Source organism: Streptomyces sp. NPDC059092, assembly GCF_042756365.1.
Taxonomy (GTDB): domain Bacteria; phylum Actinomycetota; class Actinomycetes; order Streptomycetales; family Streptomycetaceae; genus Streptomyces.
Window position 1 is genome coordinate 1 of sequence record NZ_JBHZEJ010000031.1, and the last position, 23,413, is coordinate 23,413.

Below are 23,413 nucleotides of genomic sequence, written 5' to 3' on the forward strand. Positions count from 1 at the left end.
CCCACACCCCCCCCACCGCCCCCCCGCCCCGCCCGCCCGCGGCGCCGCGCACCACCTCCACCCCCGCGTCCTCGTGCAGCCTCCGGAGCCCTCCGAGATCTTCTCGACCTATGTCGTGGGCAGCGTCAGTTGTGTATAAGCGACAGCCCCTGTGGCGCCCCGCCCACCCCCCGGGGGGCGCCTCCTGCATGGAGGAACACATGAGCCCGCGAAAGCCCAACATGGAATCGTCCATCTACCTTGGCGCCGACGGCTGGTGGCACGGTCGCGTCACGATGGGCGTGAAGAACGACGGCAGTCCCGACCGACGCCACCGTCGCGCCAAGACCGAGCCCGGCATCAAGAGCAAGGTGCGGGAGTTGGAGCGCCTCCGCGACCAGGGCCGCGCGCCGGCCGCCGGGCGCAAGCCGACCGTAGCGAAGTGGATGGAGACCTACCTCACCGACATCGCGAGCCTGAAGCTCAAGCCGCGGTCGCTGGATGACTACTGGTCCAAGACCCGCAACGACATCGTCCCGGGGGTCGGTCAGCACCGGATCGACAAGCTTCAGCCGGAGCACCTGGAACGCATGTACCGGGCGCTGCTCGATGCCGGACACGCACCGTCCCACGTGGTGAAGGTGCACCGCATTCTGTCCCGCGCCCTGAAGATTGCCCACCGCCGCCGCATCATTGGCGAGAACGTCGCCACGCTCGTGGACCCGCCCAGCGTCGACGAGACGGAGGCCAACCCCTTCACGCAGGAGGAAGCGAAGGCGTTCCTTGAAGCTGCGGCGAAGCGGCCCTCCTTCATGCGGTGGATCGTCGGCGTCGGCATGGGGTTCCGGCAGGGCGAGACGCTCGGGTTGCGGTGGCAGTACGTCGACCTGGAGGCCGAACTGTTCCACCCCAAATGGCAGCTTCAGCGGCTGACATGGCGGCACGGCTGCGGCGACCCGCACGCCTGTGGAGCGCGTCTGCACCGCTTCAGCCCGTGCCCGCCGAACTGCACCACGCACGAGGGCTACAAGCGCGGTTGCCCGAGGCCCTGCGCCAAGACGTGCACGAAGCACGCGAGCGCCTGCCCCGCGCGCAAGGAGGGCGGTCTGGTCTTCACCCGGCCCAAGACCAAGAAGAGCCAGAACTCCGTGCCGATCCCGCCCGTCTTTGTCCCGTTCCTTCATGACCACAGGGCGCAGCAAGACGAGATGCGAGCCGCAGCGGCCGAACTGTGGCAGGAGTACGACGTCGTCTTCTCGCGGCCGGACGGGCGCCCGCTTGACCCGCGCGCCGACTACGAAGAGTTCAAGGAGCTGCTTGTGGAGGCTGGGATCGACGACCGCCGCCTGTACGACGGCAGTCGCCACACGGCCGGCACGATCCTCAACGAACTGGGCGTGGACATGCCCACCATCATGGAGATCCTTCGACACACCCAGATCAGCCAGACCCGGCGGTACGTGAAGGGGCGGTCCCACCTGTCGAAGGACGCCATGCGCCGCATGGGCGAGTTCTTCGTACCCCCGCCGGCGAAGCCGGATCCGGGCCCCACTGAGACCAGAACTGAGACCAGCGACACTCGCGCGGCCCGCGCTCGGCGGCGCCGCCGCATCCAGTAAAAGCAAAAGCCCCAGGTCACGGCGAGTGAGTCCTGAGGCTTTCACGGAGCCGCCTTCGGGATTCGAACCCGAGACCTACGCATTACGAGTGCGTTGCTCTGGCCAACTGAGCTAAGGCGGCGTGCCGTCCGGACCATCGTGCGGTCTGCGGCGCCGCCAAGTCTACACAGTTTCGAGGGGTGCTCCGTACACCCCCGGTTCGCAGGAGTTCTCGCAGGTCAGGGCGGTCAGGAGCACTTCTTGCCCTGGGCGGGGGGCGTGCCCTCCAGGAGGTAGGTGTTGATCGCCGTGTCGATGCAGTCGCTGCCGCGGCCGTACGCCGTGTGGCCGTCGCCGTTGTACGTGAGCAGCGTGCCGGAGGAGAGCTGGTCCGCGAGGGAGCGGGCCCATTTGTAGGGGGTGGCCGGGTCGCGGGTGGTGCCGACCACGACGATGGGGGCCGCGCCCTTCGCCTCGATGCGGTGGGGGGCTCCGGTGGCCTTGACCGGCCAGTACGTGCAGTTCAGGGCGGCCCAGGCGAGGCCCTTGCCGAAGACCGGGGATGCCTGTTCGAACGAGGGGAGCGCCTTGGTGACTTCGTCGGGGCCGGTGAAGGAAGGCGGGAGGTCCAGACAGTTCACGGCGGAGTTGGCGAACATCAGGTTGGCGTACGTGCCGTCGCTCTCGCGTTCGTAGTACGAGTCGGCGAGGGCGAGCAGCGCCGCCCCGTCGCCGTCCATCGCGCCGGCCAGCGCCTCGCGGAGCTGGGGCCAGGCGGACTCGTCGTACATCGCGGCGATCACGCCGGTCGTGGCGAGGGATTCGCCCAGCTCGCGGTTTTCGCCCGCCGGGACGGGCCGCGCGTCCAGCTTCGCGAAGAAGGCCTTCATGCGGTTCGAGACATCGGCCGCGGACTTCTGGCCGAGGGGGCAGTCCGCCTGCTTCACACAGTCCTCCGCGAAGGACCGGAAGGCCGTCTCGAAGCCGGCCGTCTGGTCGCGGTTCAGCTCGCGAGCTGGGAGGGACGGGTCCATCGCACCGTCGAGGACAAGGCGGCCGGTGCGCTTCGGGAACAGTTCGGCGTAGGTCGCGCCGAGGAAGGTGCCGTACGAGGCGCCGACGTACGACAGTTTCCGGTCACCCAGGACGGCGCGGAAGACGTCCATGTCGCGGGCCGCCTCGACCGTGGAGACATGCGGGAGGACCGTTCCGGAGCGCTTCTTGCAGCCTTGGGCGAACCTCTTGAAGGACTCGGTCAGCTTCGTGACCTCCGCCTGGTCGTCAGGGGTCTGGTCGACCTGCGTGTACGCGTCCATCTCCTTGCCGTTGAGGCATTCGACAGGCTCGCTGCGGGCCACCCCGCGCGGGTCGACGGCCACCATGTCGTACCGGGCACGAACCGGGGCCGGGTAGCCGATGCCCGCGTACGCCTGGAGGTAGCCGACGGCTGAGCCGCCGGGGCCGCCCGGGTTGACCATGAGGGAGCCGAGGCGCTTGCCAGGACCCGTGGCCTTCTTGCGTGCGACGGCCAGGTCGATCTCGGTGCCGGCCGGCTTCGCGTAGTCGAGCGGCGCCTTCATCGTGGCGCACTGGAAGTCGGGGACACCGCAGCCGCGCCACGTGAGCTTCTGCTCGTAGTACTTCTTCAGCGCGGCCGGATCGGCGGATCCCGAGGACGAGTCCGACGCGGACGCCTCCGAGGGCGAGCCGCCGGAGCTGCAGCCGGAGATCAGCAGACCGGCAGCGGCCAGCGCGGTGGCGGAGATGCGGAGCAGGCGCCTGGTGTCCATCCAGGGATGCTAGCCGTCCGGCCACGTCAGAGGTCCGGCCACGCTCGTACGGGTGAATACCAGCCCATACGGATGACCTTCCGACCGCACGAGCGAGTCGGCCCCCCGGATCACCCCGTTCTGAGCGACACGGCCATCGCCTCCACCGCGAGCAGCGGCGCCACGTTACGGTCCAGGGCCTGGCGGCAGGCGACGATCGCCTCGATGCGGCGCAAGGTCCGCTCCGGGGTGGAGACGCGGGCGACCCGTTCCAGCGCGTCCCGCACATCGGTGTTGGCGAGCGCGACCCGTGATCTCATCTGGAGGGCGAGCACATCGCGGTAGAACCCGGTCAGGTCGGTGAGGGCCAGATCGAGGCTGTCGCGCTGTGTGCGGGTGGACCGGCGCTTCTGGCGGTCGGCCAACTCCTTCATCACCCCGGCCGTGCCCCGGGGCATCCTGCCGCCCGCCGCGGCGCCGAGCGCGGCCTTCATCTCGTCGGTCTCCTTGACGTCGACCTCCTCGGCGACCTGCTTGGCGTCCTCGGTGGCGGCGTCGATCAGCTCCTGCGCCGCCTTGAGGCAGCCGCCGATGTCGTCCACGCGCAGGGGCATCTTGAGGACGGTGGCACGCCGGGCCCGGGCGCGCGGGTCGGTGGCCAGGCGGCGGGCCCGCCCGATGTGGCCCTGGGTGGCCCGCGCCGCGGCGTGGGCGGCGTCCGGCTCGATGCCGTCGCGCCGGATCAGGACATCGGCGACGGCGGCCACGGGCGGGGTACGCAGGACCAGGTGGCGGCAGCGGGAGCGGATCGTGGGCAGGACGTCCTCCAGGGAGGGCGCGCAGAGCAGCCAGACCGTCCGGGGCGCCGGCTCCTCCACCCCCTTCAGCAGGACGTTGCCCGCGCCTTCGGTGAGGCGGTCGGCGTCCTCCAGCACATTGACCTGCCAGCGTCCGCCGGCCGGCGAGAGCTGGGCGCGGCGGATCAGTTCCCGGGTCTCCTTGACACCGATGGAGAGCAGGTCCGTACGGATGACGTCCACATCGGCGTGCGTACCGATCAGGCTCGTGTGGCAGCCGTCGCAGAATCCGCACCCCGGCTCCCCGCCGAGGGCCCGGTCCGGGCTGGTGCACTGAAGGGCCGCGGCGAATGCGCGGGCCGCCGTGGACCGGCCCGACCCCGGCGGTCCCGTGAACAGCCAGGCGTGCGTCATCTTCGACGCCTCGGGCGGGGTCCCGCCCCCGGCCTCGGCCGTGACCAGCGCGTCGGCGTCCCGGGCGGCGGCGGCCAGCGTCTCGCGGACGCGGTCCTGCCCGACCAGCTCGTCCCATACGGTCATGCGCTGTCACCCCGTTCTCGCCGCGCGGCCCCTTGGCTCAGCGACTCCGTACCGTGTGCCGTCCCGACGGGACGGGCCCGCTCGGATTCCATTGTGGGGCCGGGGTCTGACAATCCGGCCCCACACGGTCACCAGGCCGAGTCTCCGGGCAGAGTCGCCAGGTTCAACGGCGGCGCTTGCCGTCGGAGTCGTCTTCGTCGTCGTCACGCGGGCCGAGCAGCTCGTCCGCCAGGGTCGGCAGATCGTCCAGCGGCGTCTCCTCCGCCCAGTCCGAGCGGCGGCGCGGGCGCTCCGGCGGCCGCTGGAGGCGGGCCTCCGGAGCGGCGTCCGGGTCGATCACCGGCAGTTCCCTCGTGCGCTCGTTCTCCCGCTCGCCGGACGGCGCCGGAGCGTCCTCGCGGAAGAAGCCCCGCGGCACCCGGTCCGCCGGATCGCTGTCCCGGGCAGGCGCCGCGTCACCGTTCCGCACGGGCGGCAGGACGGCGGTCTCGTCGGCCGCACGCGCATCGCGCGGGGACTCCTTCCGCCCGTCGCGCGCGGCCCCCCGCGGTTCGTCGCGCACCTGCGGCAGGACGGCCGTCTCGTCGGCCGCGCCGGTCCTGTCCTGTCCGGCGCCCGGCCGGTCTCCCCCGGCCCGCCGAGTATCCGGGCGTACCGCCGGAACCTCCTGCGTCACGTCCTCCGGGGTGCTCTCCGGCTTCCTGAGGTTCGGCTTGACCACCGGTGTGGGCACCGTGATCTCGTTCGGCGAGACCTCGGCCGCGGCTGCCGCCGCCGCGGCCTCCTCCGCGCGCCGACGCGCTTCCTCGGCCCTGAGCAGCGCTTCCTCCGCCTTGCGCTGCTTCTCCAGACGCCGCTCCTCCGCTTCGGCACGGAGCCTGGCCTCCTCCTGGGCCTGCCGCCTGAGACGCGCCTGCTCCGCCTCGTACGCCCGCTCCTCGGCCTCGCGCCGCTTGCGCGCCTCCTCGGCGACCCTGCGCTCCTCCTCGGCGCGCGCCCTGGCCTCCTCCGCCAGGCGCTCCTCCTCGCGGCGGCGCGCCTCCTCCAGCTCGCGGCGCTTGCGCTCCTCCTCCTCGGCACGGAGCTTGGCGAGCTGCGCCTGGCGCTCACGCTCCAGCCGCTCCTCCTCCGCCTTGCGCGCGGCTTCTTCCTCGGCCTTGCGGCGGGCCTCCTCGATGGCGGCCTTCCGCGCCTCCTCCCGGGCCTCGATCTCGGCCTCGGAGAGCGGCAGAAGCTGGTCGAGCCGGTGCCGTACGACCTTGGTGACCGCTTCCGGCTCCTGGCCCGCGTCCACGACGAGGTAGCGCGTCGGGTCCGCGGCGGCCAGGGTGAGGAAGCCGGACCGTACCCTCCGGTGAAACTCGGCGGGCTCGGACTCCAGCCGGTCCGGTGCCTCCGTGAAGCGCTCGCGCGCCGCCTCCGGGGAGACGTCGAGCAGCACCGTGAGGTGCGGTACGAGACCGTCCGTCGCCCAGCGCGAGATACGGGCGATCTCGGTCGGGGAGAGGTCGCGGCCCGCTCCCTGGTAGGCCACGGACGAGTCGATGTAGCGGTCGGAGATGACGATCGCGCCACGCTCCAGGGCGGGGCGTACCACCGAGTCGACGTGCTCGGCGCGGTCCGCGGCGTACAGCAGTGTCTCGGCGCGGTGCGAGAGTCCGGCGCTGGACACGTCGAGCAGGATCGACCGGAGCCGCTTGCCGACCGGGGTGGCGCCCGGCTCGCGCGTGACCACCACCTCGTGGCCCTTGGCCCGGATCCAGTGGGCCAACGCCTCGACCTGTGTGGACTTCCCGGCACCGTCCCCGCCCTCCACAGCGAGGAAGAAGCCGGTCCCGACCCGAGCCGGTACGGGGTCGGCTCCGCCGCGCACCGCGTCACGGAGATCACGCCGGAGCGGCACGCCGGACCGGTCGTCCGTCTTGGCCAGCACGACCGCCGCGACGGGCAGCAGCAGCGCGCCGACCAGCATCAGGGTGAAGGCGGCGCCGTCGTGGGCGAAGACGAAGGTGCCGCTGGCGAGGCGGTGCGGGCCGATGGCCGCGGCGACGAGGGGGGCGACGACGACGCCGAGCGCGACAAAGACCCTTACTACAGCGTGCAGGTGTTCGGTGACTCGCTGTCGACGATACTCCTCGATCTCCACATCGATAAGGGCGTGGCCGGTATACGCCACGACACCCGCCGTGAAGCCGGTGAACAGTGCGAGGAACAGCACCGTAGCCGTGTCCGGTACGAGACCCATGGCGAGCAGCGCGACACCGGTGACCGCGACGCCCAGCGCGAACAGCCGGCGCCGGGACAGGGAGGGGAGCACCTTCGCGCCGCTGCGGATACCCAGTGCCGTACCGCCGGTCAGCGCGAGGACCAGCAGGGCGAAGGCGACAGGGCCGCCGCCGAGGTCCTTGGCCTGGAGGACGGAGACGGCCACGGCCGCCGCGACGGCTCCGGCGATCGCGCCGCAGGCGGCGACGAGCAGCGGCACCGCGCCCGTACGGCCCTTGTCGCCGCCACCGGAACCGGAGCCGCCGGGTCGGCGCAGTCCTTCGAGCGGGGAGCGCGGCCGGGGCGTCGGCCCGTCGGGCAGTTCCAGGAAGTACAGCGCGGAGACGGATGCCGAGAAGAGCCCGGCCGCGACGTACGAGCCGAGCGCCGCCTGGTGGAGCGAGAACCACTCGATGCCGGTGCCCAGCAGATTGCCGATCAGCGTGGCGACGAGCAGGACCGCGGCGGCGGCGGGGACTGACAGGAACGTCGTACGGAGCGAGAGCCGGCGCAGCGCGTCGAGGTGGTCGGGCAACGGGCGTACGGCGGCGCCCTCCAGCGGCGGGGGCGGCAGCAGGGCCGGGGCCGCGCTCTCCTTGGCCACCGCCCAGAAGCGCTCGGCCACGCCCAGGACGAAGACGGTGCTGAGGAGGATCGGAAGGGCGCGGTCGGGTGTCCAGTCGAGCCAGAGCGGCGCGACGATCAGCAGGCCGAGGCGGAGGACGTCCGCGACGATCATCGTCCAGCGGCGGTCCAGCGGACCGCCGTCCCGCGCGGGCTTGGCCGGTTTGGCGGGTTTCACGGGGGTCGCGCCGGTCCCGGCCCCGTCAGACGCCGCACTCGCGGGCACGGGCTTCCCGGCCGCCTCCTGCTTCCCGGCGGCTCCTGGGGCTCCCGTACGGGGTGCGACCAGCGCCGTCAGCGGTCCCAGCAGCACGGCGCCGAACAGCAGCGTGGCCAGGATCCGGGCGCCGAACACGGCGGCGACGGCGAACGCCGCGCCCCGGTATCCCGTACCGAGCGAGCCCTCGGAGATCGCCGCTTGCAACGACAGCAGCAGAAGCACGAGAACGGCGAGTACGTCGCCGATCCCGCCGACGAACTGGGCGCCCCACAACCGCCGCAGCGGAGGGAGGCGCAACAGTGATCGAACGGCGCGCTCTCGTGAGTCTGCGGCAAGTGCGTCGGAGTCGGAGGAAGGGCTCACGACCGTTGGCTGCTCGGCTCGCGTCATCCGCCCAGCCTATCCGGCCCCACCGACAACCCTGGAGCCCCGTCCGAACAAACGACCACGTGGCCGCCCCCGCCGGACCTCCCGGGCCGCGCCCGGCCGTCTCCCCGCCCCGTCTCCTACCGCACGGACACGTCCGCGCCTCGTACAGCGCCCAGGCCTCGTACAGCGCCCAAGACCTCTTAGGCCGCCCATGCCTCGTACAGCGCCTACGCGTCTTACGACGTCTACATGTCCGTCTTCGCCGAGCCCGAGGCCGAAGCCGACGACTTCTTGGCAGCCGTCTTCTTCGCGGTCGCCGTGCCGGCTCCGGCCGCCTTCTTCGCCGTCGTCTTCTTCGCGGCGGCCTTCTTCGCCGTCGTCGCCTTCTTGGCCGGGGCCTTCTTCGCCACCTTCTTGGCGGTCTTCTTGGCCGGGGTCTTCGCGCGCTTCTCCGCGAGCAGCTCGTACCCGCGCTCCGGGGTGATCCCCTCGACGCTGTCGTCCGTCCGCAGGGTCGCGTTCGTCTCGCCGTCCGTGACGTACGGGCCGAACCGCCCGTCCTTCACGACCACCGGACGCTCGCTCACCGGGTCCGTGCCCAGCTCCTTCAGCGGAGGCTTGGCCGCGGCCCGGCCCCGCTGCTTGGGCTGCGCGTAGATCGCCAGCGCCTCTTCGAGGGTGATGTCGAAGAGCTGGTCCTCACCGGTCAGCGACCGCGAGTCGGTGCCCTTCTTCAGATACGGGCCGTACCGGCCGTTCTGTGCGGTGATCTCGACACCTTCGGCGTCGGTCCCGACGACCCGCGGCAGCGACATCAGCTTGAGCGCGTCGTCGAGGGTGACCGTGTCGAGCGACATGGACTTGAAGAGCGAGGCGGTACGGGGCTTGACCGCGTTCTTGCCGGTCTTCGGCGTACCGTCCGGCAGGATCTCGGTGACGTACGGGCCGTAGCGGCCGTCCTTCGCCACGATCTGGTTCCCGGAGACCGGGTCGGCGCCCAGCTCGAAGTCGCCGCTCGGCTTGGCCAGCAGCTCCTCCGCGTACGCGACGGTCAGCTCGTCGGGCGCCATCTCCTCGGGCACGTCGGCGCGCTGGTGGCCCTCCGCGTCCTTCTCGCCGCGCTCCACGTACGGTCCGTACCGTCCGACGCGCAGCATGATGCCGTCGCCGACGGGGAACGAGGAGATCTCCTTGGCGTCGATCGCGCCGAGGTCGGTGACGAGCTCCTTGAGCCCACCGAGGTGGTCCCCGTCGCCGTTGCCCGCGCTGGAAGCGGCGCCCGCGTTGTCGTCGCCCTCACCGAAGTAGAAGCGCCTGAGCCACGGCACGGCCTGGGCCTCGCCCTGCGCGATGCGGTCGAGGTCGTCCTCCATCTTGGCCGTGAAGTCGTAGTCGACCAGGCGGCCGAAGTGCGTCTCCAGCAGGTTGACGACAGCGAAGGACAAGAAGGACGGGACCAGCGCCGTGCCCTTCTTGAAGACGTAACCGCGGTCGAGAATGGTGCCGATGATGGAGGCGTACGTCGACGGGCGGCCGATCTCGCGCTCTTCCAACTCCTTGACCAGCGACGCTTCGGTGTAGCGCGCCGGGGGCTTGGTGGCGTGGCCGTCGACCGACATCTCCTCGGCGGAGAGCGCGTCGCCCTCGGCGACCTGCGGCAGCCTGCGCTCGCGGTCGTCCAGCTCCGCGTTCGGGTCGTCCGCGCCCTCGACGTACGCCTTCATGAAGCCGTGGAAGGTGATCGTCTTGCCGGAGGCGGTGAATTCCGCGTTCCGGCCGTCGCTCGACGTTCCGCCGATCCTGACGGTGACGCTGTTGCCGACCGCGTCCTTCATCTGGGAGGCGACGGTCCGCTTCCAGATCAGCTCGTACAGCCGGAACTGGTCGCCGCTCAGCCCGGTCTCCGCCGGGGTGCGGAAGCGGTCGCCCGAAGGACGGATCGCCTCGTGCGCCTCCTGCGCGTTCTTGACCTTCCCGGCGTACGTACGCGGCTTGTCCGGCAGATAGCCCGCCCCGTACAACTGCGTGACCTGGGCGCGTGCCGCCGAGATCGCGGTGTCCGACAGCGTCGTGGAGTCCGTACGCATGTAGGTGATGAAGCCGTTCTCGTACAGCTTCTGCGCGACCTGCATCGTGGACTTCGCGCCGAAGCCGAGCTTGCGCGAGGCCTCCTGCTGGAGCGTCGTCGTGCGGAAGGGCGCGTACGGGGAGCGGCGGTACGGCTTGGACTCGACCGAGCGCACGGCGAAGGAGGAGTCCGCCAGCGCGGCGGCCAGCGCCCGCGCGTTCGCCTCGTCGAGGTGCAGCACCTGGTCGGACTTGAGCCGGCCGTCCGGGCCGAAGTCGCGGCCCTGGGCGACGCGCCGGCCGTCGACCGAGTTCAGCCGGGCGACCAGCGAGGACGGGTCGGAGGGGTCACCCGGGCGGCCGGTGGAGAACGTGCCGGTCAGGTCCCAGTACTCGGCGGAGCGGAAGGCGATGCGCTCGCGCTCGCGCTCGACGACGAGCCGGGTGGCGACGGACTGGACGCGGCCCGCGGAAAGGCCGCGCATGACCTTCTTCCACAGGACCGGCGAGACCTCGTAGCCGTACAGCCGGTCGAGGATACGGCGGGTCTCCTGGGCGTCGACCATGCGCGTGTTCAGCTCACGCGGGTTGGCGACGGCGGCCCGGATCGCGTCCTTGGTGATCTCGTGGAAGACCATCCGGTGGACGGGGACCTTGGGCTTCAGGACTTCCTGGAGGTGCCACGCGATGGCTTCGCCCTCGCGGTCCTCATCGGTGGCGAGGTAGAGCTCGTCGGACTCGGCCAGCAGCTCCTTGAGCTTTCTGACCTGCGCCTTCTTGTCGGCGTTGACGACGTAGATGGGCTGGAAGTCGTGCTCGACGTCCACACCGAGGCGGCGCACCTCGCCGGTGTACTTCTCGGGCACCTCGGCGGCGCCGTTCGGGAGGTCGCGGATGTGCCCGACGCTCGCCTCGACGACATAGCCAGGGCCGAGGTAGCCCTTGATCGTCTTCGCCTTGGCAGGCGACTCGACGATGACGAGTCGGCGGCCGCCGTGTGCGGTCTCGCTGGTCGGGGACAACTTCGCTCTTCTCTCCGGTCGACGCTGGGTGGGCCCGTACGGCAGTACGGCAGAACGGCACGGCGGGGCGCGGGACCGCCCAGCGATGACGCTGCTTCGCTGCGGAGTGTGACGGTACAACCCGCCCCTGTGTCAAACGACGAAAGACCGCAACGGCCACTCGAACGGTAACCCGACTCCAGCCATTCCTGCCGCCCGGACCCCCGCGCCCGTCGCGTCGGGCCATGCCGGCGGTGGGTACGCCGGGACGCCTGAGGAGCGTCGGGCAGGGGGGCCGCGTGAGGCGCCCGACGAGGCGCCCGCGCGGGCCCCGGCGCAGGTCCGGCCCAGGTCCGGCACGCCTCAACGGCAGGTCCGGGGCGATGTCGGCGCGGCGCGGAGGGCCGGGACGATCATGGCCAGGAAACTGCCTCAGGGCCGGGGAACGTGTGGATCAGATACGACCGAAGCACCACACGCCGAGAGCGAGAAAGACCACGCCCGAGAGTGTCGCGAGCGTGATGGACGCCGCAGGCCGGACGCCGTGGGCCACCGGCGCCCGGTGCAGGACGCGAGCCCCCGTCCACAGCAGCAGCCCTGCGCCGAACAGCGTGAACACCGCTCCCGCGAAGATCGCCGGCTCGCTCTCCATGTCCGCCCCCATTCCTCCTCCGTGGCGCCTGTTCCGTGGCGCCGGGAATCCAGTAGGCGGATGCTGGCAGCCCGGGACATACCCGGCGCGAACTCCGGGTGAACGCGGCACGTCGCCGTCCGTCGGGCGGCTCACCGGGGAGGGCTCATCCCCGCGAGGCCGGTTCCAGGAAGCCCTCCTCCACCAGCAGCCGGATCGACTGCGGGGTCCGGTCACGGAGCAGGACCGGGTCCTCCCCCATGAGCTGGGCGATCGCGTCCAGGATCCGTCCGGCGCTCAGGGATCCGTCGCAGACCCCCGCGAACCCGGCGCCGACCGTGTCGACCTTGGTGGCCCGCCGCATCCCGCGGTTCTGCCGGAGCACCACGTGCTCGGGGTCCTCCGCGCCCGGCAGCCCGACCTGCTCCTGGACGACCTCGGCCGCGAGGACGAAGTGGTCGGAGAGCAGCGCGGCGTCGTCACGGGCCCGCAGATAGTCCTGCCGGTCGAAGTGGGCCCGTACGCTCTCGCCGAGCGGCTGCTCCACCGAGTGCGGCCACTCCTCCACGACGACGGACGGCTGCGCGGCGCCCGACTTCCTGAGCGAGATCCAGCCGAAACCGACGGCCTTCGTCCCACGGGCTTCGAACTCGTCCAGCCAGGCGTCGTAGCGCGCCGCGTACGCCTGCGGATCGCTGCGGTGGTCACCGCTGTCGCGCAGCCACAGCTCGGCGTACTGCGTCACGTCCTGGATCTCGCGCTGCACGATCCAGGCGTCGCAGCCGCGCGGCACCCACGACCGCAGCCGCTCCTGCCAGTCCTCCCCCTCCACGTGCTGCCAGTTGGCGAGGAACTGCGCGTATCCCCCCTCGTTCAGCCGCTCCCCCGCCTGCTGAACGAGCGTGCGGCACAGATCGTCCCCGCCCATCCCGCCGTCCCGGTAGGTCAGCCGGGCGCCGGGCGAGATCACGAACGGTGGGTTGGAGACGATCAGGTCGTACGTCTCGTCCCCGACCGGCTCGTAGAGCGAGCCCTCGCGCAGCTCGGCGGCGGGCGCGCCGGAGAGCGCCAGCGTCAGCCGGGTGAAGCCGAGCGCCCGCGGGTTGAGGTCGGTGGCGGTGACGCGGGTGGCGTGCTGGGCGGCGTGCAGCGCCTGGATGCCGGAGCCTGTGCCCACGTCCAGCGCGCTGCCCACGGGCGTACGGACCGTGAGCCCGGCCAGGGTCGTCGAGGCGCCGCCGACGCCGAGCACCACGCCCTCGTCGTGGCCGCTCGCCCCGGAGGCGCCGCCGACGGAGCAGCCCAGGTCGGAGACGATGAACCAGTCCTGCCCCTCGGGTCCGCCGTACGGCCGTACGTCCACGGCGGCGGTGATCCGCGCGCCGTCCCGTACGACCCAGCCGTCCGTCAGGACCTCGTCCAGCGGAAGGGCGGCTTCCGCACGCTCCTGGGGAACGGACCGCTGGAGCAGGAAGAGCCGGACGAGCGTTTCGAGCGGCGTGTCGCCGCGGGTGGCGCGCAGGGCGGGCACGGTCTCGCTGCGGGCCAGGGCGGCGTAGGCGGGGGCGCCGAGCAGCTCCAGGAGGCCGTCGGCGGTGAAGTCGGCGGCGAGCAGGGCCGCACGGAGTCGGGGCGAGTGGTCGGGCGCGGGAAGGCTGGTCGTACTCACCCGCCCATTGTGGCGTCTCCCACTGACAACGGCCCGCGGCCCGGCCCCTGGACGAGCGAGTCCGGGCCGGGCCGCGGGTACCGCGTTCGAGAGCGCGAGCCGCGCGTCGCGGCCCGTGGACCGCGGGCGGACTCCGCGGCGCCGGTCAGGACTGGCTGCCCGCCGTCGTGGGAGAGGCGGACGCGCCGCCGACCGTGGGCTTCTGGCAGCCGGGCTGCTTCGCCATCGCCTTGCCGACATCGCCGGACTGGAGCTTCTGGAGCGCCTGGTCGCCGCTCTTGCTGAGGGTCGCCAGTTCGTCCGCGACGCCCTTGAGGCCGTCGGCGAACTTCGCCTGGTCCTTGGTGTCCAGCTCGTCGACCTTCGCCTTGAGGCCTCCGTAGGACGCCGCGGTGGCGTTGAGCTCCTTGACGGCCTCCTGCTGGGTCTTCTCGCCGTCGGTGACGGGCGGGGCGCCCGCGCTGTTCACGGCGGCACCCAGCGACTTGTACGCCTGGGAGATGGACTGGAAGGCGGCGGAGTCCGTCGTCTGGACGTCAGCGGGCTTACTGCTGTCCGAGGTCGCCTGCTGGATGGACGTGTTGGCGTCCGCGATCTTCTTCAGCTGTGGCTGTACCTGGTCGCAGACCTTCTTGGCCCAGTCGTTCACCTTGCTGTCGTTGTCGTCGCCACTGCAACCGGACAGCGCCATGAGCAGTACCGCACCGCCGGACAGCGCGGCCACAAGCTTCTTGTTCACCGGATGGGTCCCTTCCAAGGCTCTCGGCCCCGGAACATACACGCCGTCGGGGCGGCAGCCATGCGCCGGACGTCCGGTACGTAGGCTATTGAAGCCATTTGCACCAAGGGAGAGACACCTCACGCGTACGACCCGTTCCGGGACGGCGCGGCCCCCGGTCCGCGCGCCGGCCCCTGTCGGCCCGCGTACGGACGGCGCGTCAATCCACGCCGTCCGTACGTTTCTTGACCGGCTCCGATCAGCTAGGCGGCGAGAAGTGAAGAGAAGCGGTCGTTCGGTGATCGGTGGGCGATCGGCGGATGACCGGCTGTCATGAGGCCGCCACCGGATCGGGCGACTTCTCGCTGCCGCCGCCACTGCCCTCCCCGCCGCCCCCGTCCGCGTCGTCCACGGTGACGGAGCGCCGCTTGGAGACGTAGACCGCGCCCACGATGACGGCGAGGGCGAGCACCGCGACCAGCGCGCGGACCCCGGCGTTGGCGTCGTCGCCGTAACTGAACTGCACGACCGCCGGGGCGATCAGCAGCGCCACCAGGTTCATCACCTTGAGCAGCGGGTTGATGGCGGGCCCTGCCGTGTCCTTGAACGGGTCGCCGACGGTGTCGCCGATGACCGTCGCGGCGTGCGCCTCGCTGCCCTTGCCGCCGTGGTGCCCGTCCTCGACCAGCTTCTTCGCGTTGTCCCAGGCGCCGCCGGAGTTGGCGAGGAAGACGGCCATCAGGGTGCCGGTACCGATCGCGCCCGCCAGGAACGATCCGAGCGCCCCCACGCCGAGCGAGAACCCCACGGCGATCGGCGTGAGCACCGCGAGCAGCCCCGGCGTGGCCAGCTCGCGCAGCGCGTCCTTGGTGCAGATGTCGACGACGCGCCCGTACTCCGGCTTCTCCGTGTAGTCCATGATCCCGGGGTGCTCGCGGAACTGCCGCCGCACCTCGTAGACCACCGAGCCGGCCGACCGCGACACCGCGTTGATCGCCAGCCCGGAGAAGAGGAAGACGACCGCGGCGCCGAGGATCAGCCCGACCAGGTTGTTGGGCTGGGAGATGTCCAGGCTGAGCGTGAGTTCGCCCGCTCTGGCCCCCACGTCCGCGACGGCCGTCGCGATGGCGTCCCGGTACGAGCCGAAGAGCGCCGCCGCGGCGAGTACGGCCGTGGCGATGGCGATGCCCTTCGTGATCGCCTTGGTGGTGTTCCCCACGGCGTCGAGGTCGGTGAGCACCTGGGCGCCCGCGCCCGTCACGTCCCCGGACATCTCGGCGATGCCCTGGGCGTTGTCGGAGACCGGCCCGAAGGTGTCCATGGCGACGATCACGCCGACGGTGGTGAGCAGCCCGGTGCCGGCCAGGGCCACCGCGAAGAGGGCGAGCATGATCGACGTACCGCCGAGCAGGAACGCCCCGTACACCGCGAGACCGATCAGCAGCGCCGTGTAGACGGCGGACTCCAGGCCGATGGCGATGCCCGCGAGCACGACCGTGGCGGGGCCGGTCAGGGCTGATTTCCCGATGTCCTTGACCGGGCGCCGGGAGGTCTCGGTGAAGTAGCCGGTGAGCTGCTGGATCAGGGCCGCGAGCACGATACCGATGGCCACCGCGACCAGGGCCAGGACCCTCGGGTCGCCGCCGTGCGTGAGGATCGACCGGTCGGAGACGCCGTCCAGCTCCGCGTACGAGGACGGCAGGTAGACGAAGGCCGCCACGGCCACGAGGGCGAGCGAGATCACCGCGGAGATGAAGAAGCCGCGGTTGATGGCGCTCATGCCGCTGCGGTCGGCACGGCGCGGGGCGACGGCGAAGATGCCGATCATGGCGGTCACCACGCCGATCGCGGGGACGATCAGCGGGAAGGCGAGACCGAAGTCCCCGAAAGCCGCCGTGCCGAGGATCAGCGCGGCGACGAGCGTCACGGCGTACGACTCGAAGAGGTCGGCGGCCATGCCCGCGCAGTCGCCGACGTTGTCGCCCACGTTGTCGGCGATCGTGGCGGCGTTGCGCGGATCGTCCTCGGGGATGCCCTGTTCGACCTTGCCGACCAGGTCGGCGCCGACATCGGCGGCCTTGGTGAAGATGCCGCCGCCGACCCTCATGAACATGGCGATCAGGGCGGCACCGAGGCCGAAGCCCTCCAGCACCTTGGGGGCGTCGGCCGCGTAGACGAGCACCACGCAGGAGGCACCGAGCAGGCCGAGCCCCACCGTGAACATCCCGACCACGCCGCCCGTACGGAATGCGATCTTCATGGCTTTGTGCGAGACGGCCGTCAGATCCTTTTCCGGTTCACCCTCCGCCGGTGTCGCCTCACGCGCGGCGGCGGCCACCCGCACATTGCTGCGTACGGCGAGACGCATGCCGATGTAACCGGTGGCCGCCGAAAATCCCGCACCCACCAGGAAGAACAGCGAACGTCCCACACGCTGCGACCAGTTGTCGGCCGGCAACACCAGGAGCAGAAAGAAAACCACCACGGCGAAAACGCCGAGGGTGCGCAACTGCCTGCCCAGATAGGCATTCGCGCCTTCCTGTACAGCGGCCGCGATCTCCTTCATGGAATCGGTGCCCTCACCGGCCGCCAGGACCTGGCGTACCAGCACCTGGGCGACGAACAGGGCGGCCAGTGCGACGACCGCGATGACGATCACGATCAGCCGATTGCCGTCCGTGAGTATCGCGGCCGCGAGAGAAGTGGGGTGCTCGGACAGTTGTGGTTGGAAGTGTCCCGCCATTCGTCCTCCTTGACGCTCAGCGTTCAAGATGGACGGATTGTAGGGAGCGGAACCTGATCAAAACAGAGCGCGCCACAGCGTCATTGACCTTGACATAAGGAATCACCCGGGAAACGAGTAATGGGATAAAAGCGTTTACGAAGCCCGGGGAAATAAGAAAGGCCCTGCTCAGCAGGGCCTTTCTCCGGACGGCCGGAAGGGGTCGGCCGACAGAATGATCAGGAGATGAGAATGATCAGGACGTCGAGACGGGTGGCGTCGTGGGCCAGGTCATCCGGATGACGCCGCCGTCGTCCCCCGATGTCACCTCGACGTCGTCGACGAGGCCGCTGATGACCGCGAGGCCCATCTCGTCCTCGCTCTCGGCGTCACCCTCGTAGTCGCCCGAGGACGCGCCCTCGCCCGCCTCCGAGGCCCTGGCGCTGCCCGTACCGGACACTCCGTCGCCGACCTCGATGGAGAAAGTCTTCTCCTCCTCGGTGAGCACGACGCGCACGGGTTCGGTGACGCCATGGCTACGGTGCAGCCCGACCGCACGGCTGCATGCCTCGCCGACGGCAAGTCTGACCTCGTCCAACACAGCTTCGTCGACGCCTGCCCGACGAGCCACGGCGGCCGCCACCAGACGGGCCGTTCTGACGTGTTCGGGCTGGGCGCTGAAGCGGAGTTCAACGGTGGCCATGCGATCCCCCTCGAACGTACGGGCGTGCGAAATCACGGGCGCGGGCACCCGGGCGGGATGCCCGGTGCCTCTGCCCACTCCTCCGGAAAGCGGCGTCCGACCTCAGTCGGTGGCCGCCACGGCCTCGTCGACCGTGGTGTGGATCGGGAACACCTTGGTCAGACCGGTGATCCGGAAGATCTTGAGAATGCGCTCCTGGTTGCAGACCAGACGCAGCGAGCCCTCATGGGCGCGCACACGCTTCAGTCCACCCACGAGCACGCCGAGACCGGTCGAGTCAAGGAAGTCCACGCCCTCCATGTCGACGACCAGGTGGTAGCTGCCGTCGTTCACCAACTCGACCAACTGCTCGCGCAGCTTGGGCGCGGTATACACATCAATCTCGCCACCGACCTCGACGACCGTACGGTCGCCACCAGGGCCGGACACATTGCGAGTCGACAGGGACAGGTCCACGGATCCTCCAGCACCTTGCTATCGAGCGGTCGCCCCTCGGGTCTCCCCGACGGAGCCAGGGGACGTATCGCCAGCCGCGATGGCATTCAATCACTTACCAGCGGTCATGCACGACGCCTTGGGTCCATTGTCCGTCATGCCAGTGACACACTCGATGCCGATGGCCAGGAATCATCACCCCAGTGGACCCCCGCAGACCGGGGGCGAACGCCCCTCTCCCGGTACGGTCCTCGACCGGCTCGCCGCGGGGGCGGGCCGTGCTGCGCGCATCACCCATACGGAGCACCTGCCCCCACGTGAGGGCCGTCATGCCGTCTGGCCCGATCGCATCCGCGGAGAAGTGATCAACGCCATTCAGCAGGCGGGCATCGACCATCCGTGGACGCACCAGGCCCTCGCCGCCGAACACGCCCTGGACGGCGCATCCGTCGTGATCGCCACCGGAACGGCCTCCGGCAAGTCGCTGGCCTACCTCGCCCCCGTGCTGACCACGCTCCTCGACGGCTCCGAGGCGCCCAACGGCCGGGGCACCACGGCGCTCTACCTCGCCCCGACGAAGGCCCTCGCCGCCGACCAGCGGCGCGCCGTGAAAGCCCTGGCCGCCCCGCTCGGCAACAGCGTGCGCCCCGCCGTCTACGACGGCGACACCCCCGTGGAGGAGCGTGAATGGGTCCGGCAGTACGCGAACTACGTACTGACCAACCCGGACATGCTGCACCGGGGCATCCTCCCGTCCCACCCCCGCTGGGCCTCCTTCCTGCGCTCGCTGCGCTATGTCGTCATCGACGAGTGCCACACCTACCGCGGCGTCTTCGGCTCCCACGTGGCCCAGGTGCTGCGCCGGCTGCGCCGCGTCTGCGCCCGCTACGGCGCGAACCCGGTCTTCCTGCTCGCCTCGGCCACCGCCGCCGAGCCTGCCCAGGCCGCGGGCCGGCTCACCGGTCTGCCCGTGCGCGAGGTCGCCGACGACGCCTCGCCCCGGGGCGAGGTGGTCTTCGCCCTGTGGGAGCCCCCGCTCACGGAGCTCCACGGTGAGCGGGGCGCGCCCGTACGCCGTACCGCCACCGCCGAGACCGCCGACCTCCTGACCGATCTGACCCTCCAGGGCGTCCGTACGGTCGCCTTCGTACGCTCGCGACGCGGCGCCGAACTGATCTCCGTCATCGCCCAGGAACGCCTCGCCGAGGTGGACCGCTCGCTGGCCCGCCGGGTCGCCGCCTACCGGGGCGGCTACCTCCCGGAGGAGCGCCGCGCGCTGGAGAACGCCCTGCACTCCGGCGAGCTGCTCGGCCTCGCCGCCACCACTGCCCTGGAGCTCGGCATCGACGTCTCCGGCCTGGACGCCGTCGTGATCTCCGGCTACCCCGGCACCCGTGCCTCGCTCTGGCAGCAGGCGGGCCGGGCAGGGAGGTCGGGACAGGGCGCGCTGGCCGTTCTCGTCGCCCGGGACGACCCGCTGGACACCTTCCTGGTCCACCACCCCGAGGCGCTGTTCCAGCAGCCCGTGGAGTCCACCGTTCTCGATCCGGACAATCCGTACGTACTCGCTCCCCATCTCTGCGCCGCCGCAGCCGAACTCCCCCTCACCGAGGACGACCTGACGCTCTTCGGCCCGGCCGCGCCCGCTCTGCTGCCGCAACTGGAGTCGGCGGGGCTGCTGCGCCGCCGCGCCTTCGGCTGGTACTGGACCCGCCGCGAGCGGGCCGCCGATCTCGCCGACATCCGGGGCGAGGGCGGCCGTCCCGTCCAGATCGTCGAGGCGTCGACCGGGCGGCTGCTCGGCACGGTCGACGAAGCCGCCAGCCACACCGCCGTCCATGACGGCGCCGTCCACCTCCACCAGGGCCGCACCTACCTGGTGAAGGAGCTCGACCTGTCGGAGTCGGTCGCCCTGGTCGAGGAGGCCAACCCGCCGTACTCCACCACCGCACGCGACACCACCGCCATCTCCGTCCTCGAAACCGACACCGAGATCCCCTGGGGCACCGGACGCCTGTGCTTCGGCTCCGTCGAAGTCACCAACCAGGTCGTCTCCTTCCTGCGCCGCCGGCTCATCACCGGCGAAGTGCTCGGCGAGAGCAAGCTCGATCTGCCACCACGGACCCTGCGCACCCGGGCCGTGTGGTGGACGGTCACCGAGGACCAGCTCGACGCGGCCCGGATCAACCCCGAGCAGCTCGGCGGCGCGTTGCACGCCGCCGAACACGCCTCCATCGGCATGCTGCCGCTCTTCGCCACCTGCGACCGCCGGGACATCGGCGGCGTCTCCGTACCGCTGCACCCGGACACGCTTCTGCCGACCGTCTTCGTGTACGACGGTCATCCCGGCGGCGCGGGGTTCGCGGAACGTGCCTTCCGCACGGCCCGCGCGTGGCTCACCGCCACCCGTGAGGCCATCGCCTCCTGCGAGTGCGAGGCGGGCTGCCCGTCCTGCATCCAGTCGCCCAAGTGCGGCAACGGCAACGACCCGTTGCACAAGCGGGGCGCCGTACGGCTGCTCACCGAACTGCTCAGGGAAGCGCCGGCGGACCCGGCCGGCCCAGGCGCGGCGGATCCGGGTACGGCGGACCCGGCGGGGAAGGCGGATCCGGCGGGTACGCCGATCGGGGCGGACCGGCCCGCGCCCTGACCGTGGGCGCGTACGGGCCGAATTGCGCCGTGGCCGTCACCTCCGCGATCTCACCGCTCACCACGCACCGGACCACCCGCGCACCCTGCGCCGCCGCCACGTCGGCCGCCCCGCGACAGGCGACGGCCGGGCCGCTCGGCACGCGGTCGGCCGCGGCGAGCGCCGCCAGGTCCGCGGCGGCCCCGGCACGGTGGCGTGCGACGACCGCCTGGCCCAAGGCGAGCACCGCGGCGAAGACCACACACATCGTGGTCGCCGCCATGGCCGCCCACACCGTCGCCGCGCCCCGGTCCCGGCTCGTGCGGCTCATGAAGTCACCTCCACCGGTCCCGGGCCTCCTGGGGCCTCTCCAGGGCCGTCCTGGGCGTCCTCCGCCGCCGCGACGGCCTCGGAGGCGAGCGTCAGAGACAGTGAGCCCGGTCCTGGCGCCGGCGCCTCCACCCGGACCCGCCACAGATCGCCCGTACGGCCCAGGGTGACCCGGGCGCCCTTCGGGGCGGCGGAACGGGCGGCGTCCAGCGCCACGGCCCGGGGCTCGGACCTGGCCGCCGCCCGCGCCCCCGCTCTGGCGGCGTCCACGCACTGAATCTGCGCTGCCGCCGCCGTCAGCCCCCAGACCAGCGACAGGGCGAGGACCACCAGCGCGGGCACCGCGACGGCCGCCTCCGCCGTCACTGAGCCCCCGTCCGCCGCTCCCGCCCCGGAGCGATGCCCCAAGGCCGTACGGACCGGCTCAGAACTGCGCATCGAGCGCCCTGCCGATCAACCCCTGCAACGCGCCCGAGACCGACCCGCTCGTGACCACCCGGTAGAGCACCGCCGCGAAGGCGCAGGCGGCGATCGTGCCCACCGCGTACTCGGACGTCGTCATCCCCGTGTCGGCCCGCGCCCGCCTCAGGCAGGTCCGGCGCAGCCTGTCCGCTCGCCGCGTCCATCGTGTCCACACATGCCGCATAGGACTCTCCCCGTGTTCCCCGTGAGAAATCGTCGAAATTCGTCGACGGAACAGTTCAGTTGCCGCTCAGCAGCCCGCTCGCCAGACCGATGACCACCGGGGCCACCCCCACCGCCAGGAAGGCGGGCAGGAAGCACAGCCCCACCGGCGCGGTGATGAGCACCTGGGCCCGCTGGGCCCGGGCCACCGCGTCCCGGGACCGGGCCGCCCGGAAGCCGTCGGCGAGCCGGGAGACCGGCTCCGCGGCCGGCGCCCCGGTGACGCCCGCCCGCTCCAGGCAGCGGGCCAGCCCGGCGGCGCCCGGTATCGCACCGAACCGCCCCCACGCCTCGGCCGGTTCACCACCGAGCCGGATCTCGGCCGCCGTACGCGCCAGTCGGTCACCGACGGGGCCGCCCAGCGACTCACCGACGGCCTCCGCGGCCTCGCGCGGCCCTGCCCCCGCCGCGACGCAGGCGGCCAGCAGATCGGCGGCGAGTGGAAGCTGTCTCGCCGTCGCGTCGGCAAGAGAGCGGTCGGCCGGCCGGTGCGTACGCAGCCATCTCCGGATCCCGTACGCCCCGGCCAGCCCGATCGCCGCTCCCGTCGCTCCGCCGATCAGGGCCCAGCCGATGGCCACCACGCCGAGCGGCGGACCCCAGCGCCAGGCCCGTTCCGCCGTCCACGGACGCGCCCGTGAAGGCCGCTGTTCGTACCCGACGCCCAGGAGCACCGCGAGCCGGCCGCGCACCCGCCGTTCGTGCCGCCCGACCGATACGGCGAGAGCCAGGCACCCGACGGCGGCCAACAGCGGAACAACCGTCCACAGCCCGGGGAGGAACGCGGCGCTCATGGCGCCTCCCCGGTCCGTACGATCCGTGCCGCCCACAACAGCCCCGCAGCCTCCAGCAGGCCGCCCACCGCCAGACAGCCCAGACCGGCGGGGGTGTGCAGCAGCACACGCAGAGGGTCCGCGCCCAGCGCCCAGCCCAGCGCCAGCCCCACGACGGGCAGCAGCGCGAGCACGACGACCGTCGACCAGGCGCCCGCCAACTGCGCGCGCAACGCCTCCCGCTGATCCCTCTCCGCCCGGAGCGCCGCCTCCAGCCGGTCCAGCCCTGCGGCCAGCCCCGCGCCGCCGTCCACAGCCACCCGCCAGCACGCCGCGAGCCCCACCAGCCCCTCGGCCCCCGGCTCACGCGCCGCCCGCCGCAACGCGTCCGGTACGTCACCGCCGAACCGCGCCGCGGCCAGTACGGCGGGCTCGGCGCCGCCCAGACCACCGGTGAAGGCCGCCGCCGCCAGCAGGGCCTGTACGGGCTGGAGACCCGCCCGCAGTTCGGCCGCGGCCGCACCGCAGATCGCCACGATCCCGTCGGCCCGCCGCTCCCGCGCCTTGCGCTCCTCGACGGCCCGCAGCCGTCGCCTCACCAGCGGCACCGCCAGCGCGCCTCCGAGCAGCGGCAGCACCGACTCGCCCAGCAGGGCGAGCAGCGCCGCCGGAGGCACGCACAGCCACTCCCGGGGCAGCCCGCGCGCCCGCTCACGGGCCCCGGGCAGCAGGCCCTCCCACAGCGGCCTCCCGAGCGCCGGGCGCCGGGGCGTGCCGACGGGCGCGAGCAGCAGCCAGGCCCTGCGCAGTCCCCTCTCCTGGTGCAGAGCCAGCCGGACGGCGGCCACCGCGCACGGCACCGCCGCACAGGCGACGGCCGTCATGGACGC

At 71.8% G+C, this 23,413-nt stretch carries 17 protein-coding genes and 1 tRNA gene; 2 read left to right on the plus strand and 16 right to left on the minus strand.

Features of this window, described 5'->3' with window-relative positions; genetic code table 11:
* Positions 1 to 200 precede the first annotated feature (200 nt).
* On the plus strand, positions 201 to 1,598 hold the full coding sequence (locus ACFXPL_RS19355; protein WP_384920533.1) for a tyrosine-type recombinase/integrase: 1,398 nt from the start codon (positions 201 to 203) through the stop codon (positions 1,596 to 1,598).
* A 47-nt stretch (positions 1,599 to 1,645) separates the two neighbouring features.
* Here the strand turns inward: ACFXPL_RS19355 and ACFXPL_RS19360 are convergent.
* The 11 genes from ACFXPL_RS19360 to ACFXPL_RS19410 form a co-directional block, all read right to left on the minus strand.
* A tRNA-Thr gene (locus ACFXPL_RS19360) sits at positions 1,646 to 1,719 on the minus strand.
* Between the two features lie 106 nt (positions 1,720 to 1,825).
* Entirely contained in the window at positions 1,826 to 3,367 is a 1,542-nt protein-coding gene (locus tag ACFXPL_RS19365; RefSeq protein WP_384920536.1) for an alpha/beta hydrolase, read from the minus strand.
* A 110-nt stretch (positions 3,368 to 3,477) separates the two neighbouring features.
* Positions 3,478 to 4,683 carry a DNA polymerase III subunit delta' gene (locus ACFXPL_RS19370; protein ID WP_384920539.1) on the minus strand — a complete coding sequence of 402 codons (1,206 nt, stop codon included), beginning with the start codon at positions 4,681 to 4,683 and terminating at the stop codon, positions 3,478 to 3,480.
* Between the two features lie 163 nt (positions 4,684 to 4,846).
* Positions 4,847 to 8,182, minus strand: coding sequence for a dTMP kinase (gene tmk, locus ACFXPL_RS19375; protein WP_384920542.1), 3,336 nt, complete (start codon positions 8,180 to 8,182; stop codon positions 4,847 to 4,849).
* 224 nt (positions 8,183 to 8,406) lie between these two features.
* Positions 8,407 to 11,250 carry a type I DNA topoisomerase gene (topA, locus tag ACFXPL_RS19380; RefSeq protein WP_384920545.1) on the minus strand — a complete coding sequence of 948 codons (2,844 nt, stop codon included), beginning with the start codon at positions 11,248 to 11,250 and terminating at the stop codon, positions 8,407 to 8,409.
* 433 nt (positions 11,251 to 11,683) lie between these two features.
* Positions 11,684 to 11,881: a hypothetical protein gene (locus tag ACFXPL_RS19385; RefSeq protein WP_384920548.1), complete on the minus strand. Its 198-nt coding sequence runs from the start codon at positions 11,879 to 11,881 to the stop codon at positions 11,684 to 11,686.
* Positions 11,882 to 12,026: 145 nt separating this feature from the next.
* A complete protein-coding gene (locus ACFXPL_RS19390; RefSeq protein WP_384920551.1) occupies positions 12,027 to 13,529 on the minus strand; it encodes a methyltransferase in 1,503 nt (500 codons plus the stop codon).
* Between the two features lie 145 nt (positions 13,530 to 13,674).
* Positions 13,675 to 14,268, minus strand: a complete 594-nt coding sequence (locus tag ACFXPL_RS19395; protein WP_384920554.1) for a small secreted protein — start codon at positions 14,266 to 14,268, stop codon at positions 13,675 to 13,677.
* Positions 14,269 to 14,578: 310 nt separating this feature from the next.
* Positions 14,579 to 16,990: a sodium-translocating pyrophosphatase gene (locus tag ACFXPL_RS19400; protein WP_384920557.1), complete on the minus strand. Its 2,412-nt coding sequence runs from the start codon at positions 16,988 to 16,990 to the stop codon at positions 14,579 to 14,581.
* A gap of 235 nt (positions 16,991 to 17,225) precedes the next feature.
* Complete coding sequence (locus ACFXPL_RS19405; protein ID WP_384920560.1) at positions 17,226 to 17,672, minus strand: ATP-binding protein; 447 nt, start codon at positions 17,670 to 17,672, stop codon at positions 17,226 to 17,228.
* A 102-nt stretch (positions 17,673 to 17,774) separates the two neighbouring features.
* Positions 17,775 to 18,128 carry an STAS domain-containing protein gene (locus ACFXPL_RS19410; protein ID WP_003967428.1) on the minus strand — a complete coding sequence of 118 codons (354 nt, stop codon included), beginning with the start codon at positions 18,126 to 18,128 and terminating at the stop codon, positions 17,775 to 17,777.
* A 79-nt stretch (positions 18,129 to 18,207) separates the two neighbouring features.
* On the opposite strand from ACFXPL_RS19410, the gene ACFXPL_RS19415 reads away from it, so the two are divergent.
* Positions 18,208 to 20,757 (plus strand): DEAD/DEAH box helicase, encoded by a 2,550-nt coding sequence (locus ACFXPL_RS19415; protein ID WP_384920562.1) that lies wholly within the window; start codon positions 18,208 to 18,210, stop codon positions 20,755 to 20,757.
* On the opposite strand, the gene ACFXPL_RS19420 is transcribed toward ACFXPL_RS19415, so the two are convergent.
* From ACFXPL_RS19420 to ACFXPL_RS19440, 5 genes are read right to left on the minus strand one after another with little or no spacing between them, the layout of a single operon-like run.
* On the minus strand, positions 20,639 to 21,067 hold the full coding sequence (locus ACFXPL_RS19420; RefSeq protein WP_384920565.1) for an Rv3654c family TadE-like protein: 429 nt from the start codon (positions 21,065 to 21,067) through the stop codon (positions 20,639 to 20,641). The genes ACFXPL_RS19415 and ACFXPL_RS19420 overlap by 119 nt on opposite strands.
* Complete coding sequence (locus ACFXPL_RS19425; protein WP_384920568.1) at positions 21,064 to 21,504, minus strand: TadE family type IV pilus minor pilin; 441 nt, start codon at positions 21,502 to 21,504, stop codon at positions 21,064 to 21,066. Before ACFXPL_RS19425 ends, ACFXPL_RS19420 begins: the two co-directional genes overlap by 4 nt.
* Positions 21,491 to 21,712, minus strand: coding sequence for a DUF4244 domain-containing protein (locus ACFXPL_RS19430; protein WP_384920571.1), 222 nt, complete (start codon positions 21,710 to 21,712; stop codon positions 21,491 to 21,493). The genes ACFXPL_RS19425 and ACFXPL_RS19430 overlap by 14 nt, the downstream gene beginning before the upstream one ends.
* A 55-nt stretch (positions 21,713 to 21,767) precedes the next feature.
* The gene (locus tag ACFXPL_RS19435; protein ID WP_384920574.1) at positions 21,768 to 22,544 is read right to left on the minus strand and encodes a type II secretion system F family protein; all 777 of its coding nucleotides are present in this window, start codon (positions 22,542 to 22,544) and stop codon (positions 21,768 to 21,770) included.
* On the minus strand, positions 22,541 to 23,407 hold the full coding sequence (locus ACFXPL_RS19440) for a type II secretion system F family protein (protein ID WP_384920722.1): 867 nt from the start codon (positions 23,405 to 23,407) through the stop codon (positions 22,541 to 22,543). Before ACFXPL_RS19440 ends, ACFXPL_RS19435 begins: the two co-directional genes overlap by 4 nt.
* Between the last annotated feature and the right edge of the window lie 6 nt (positions 23,408 to 23,413).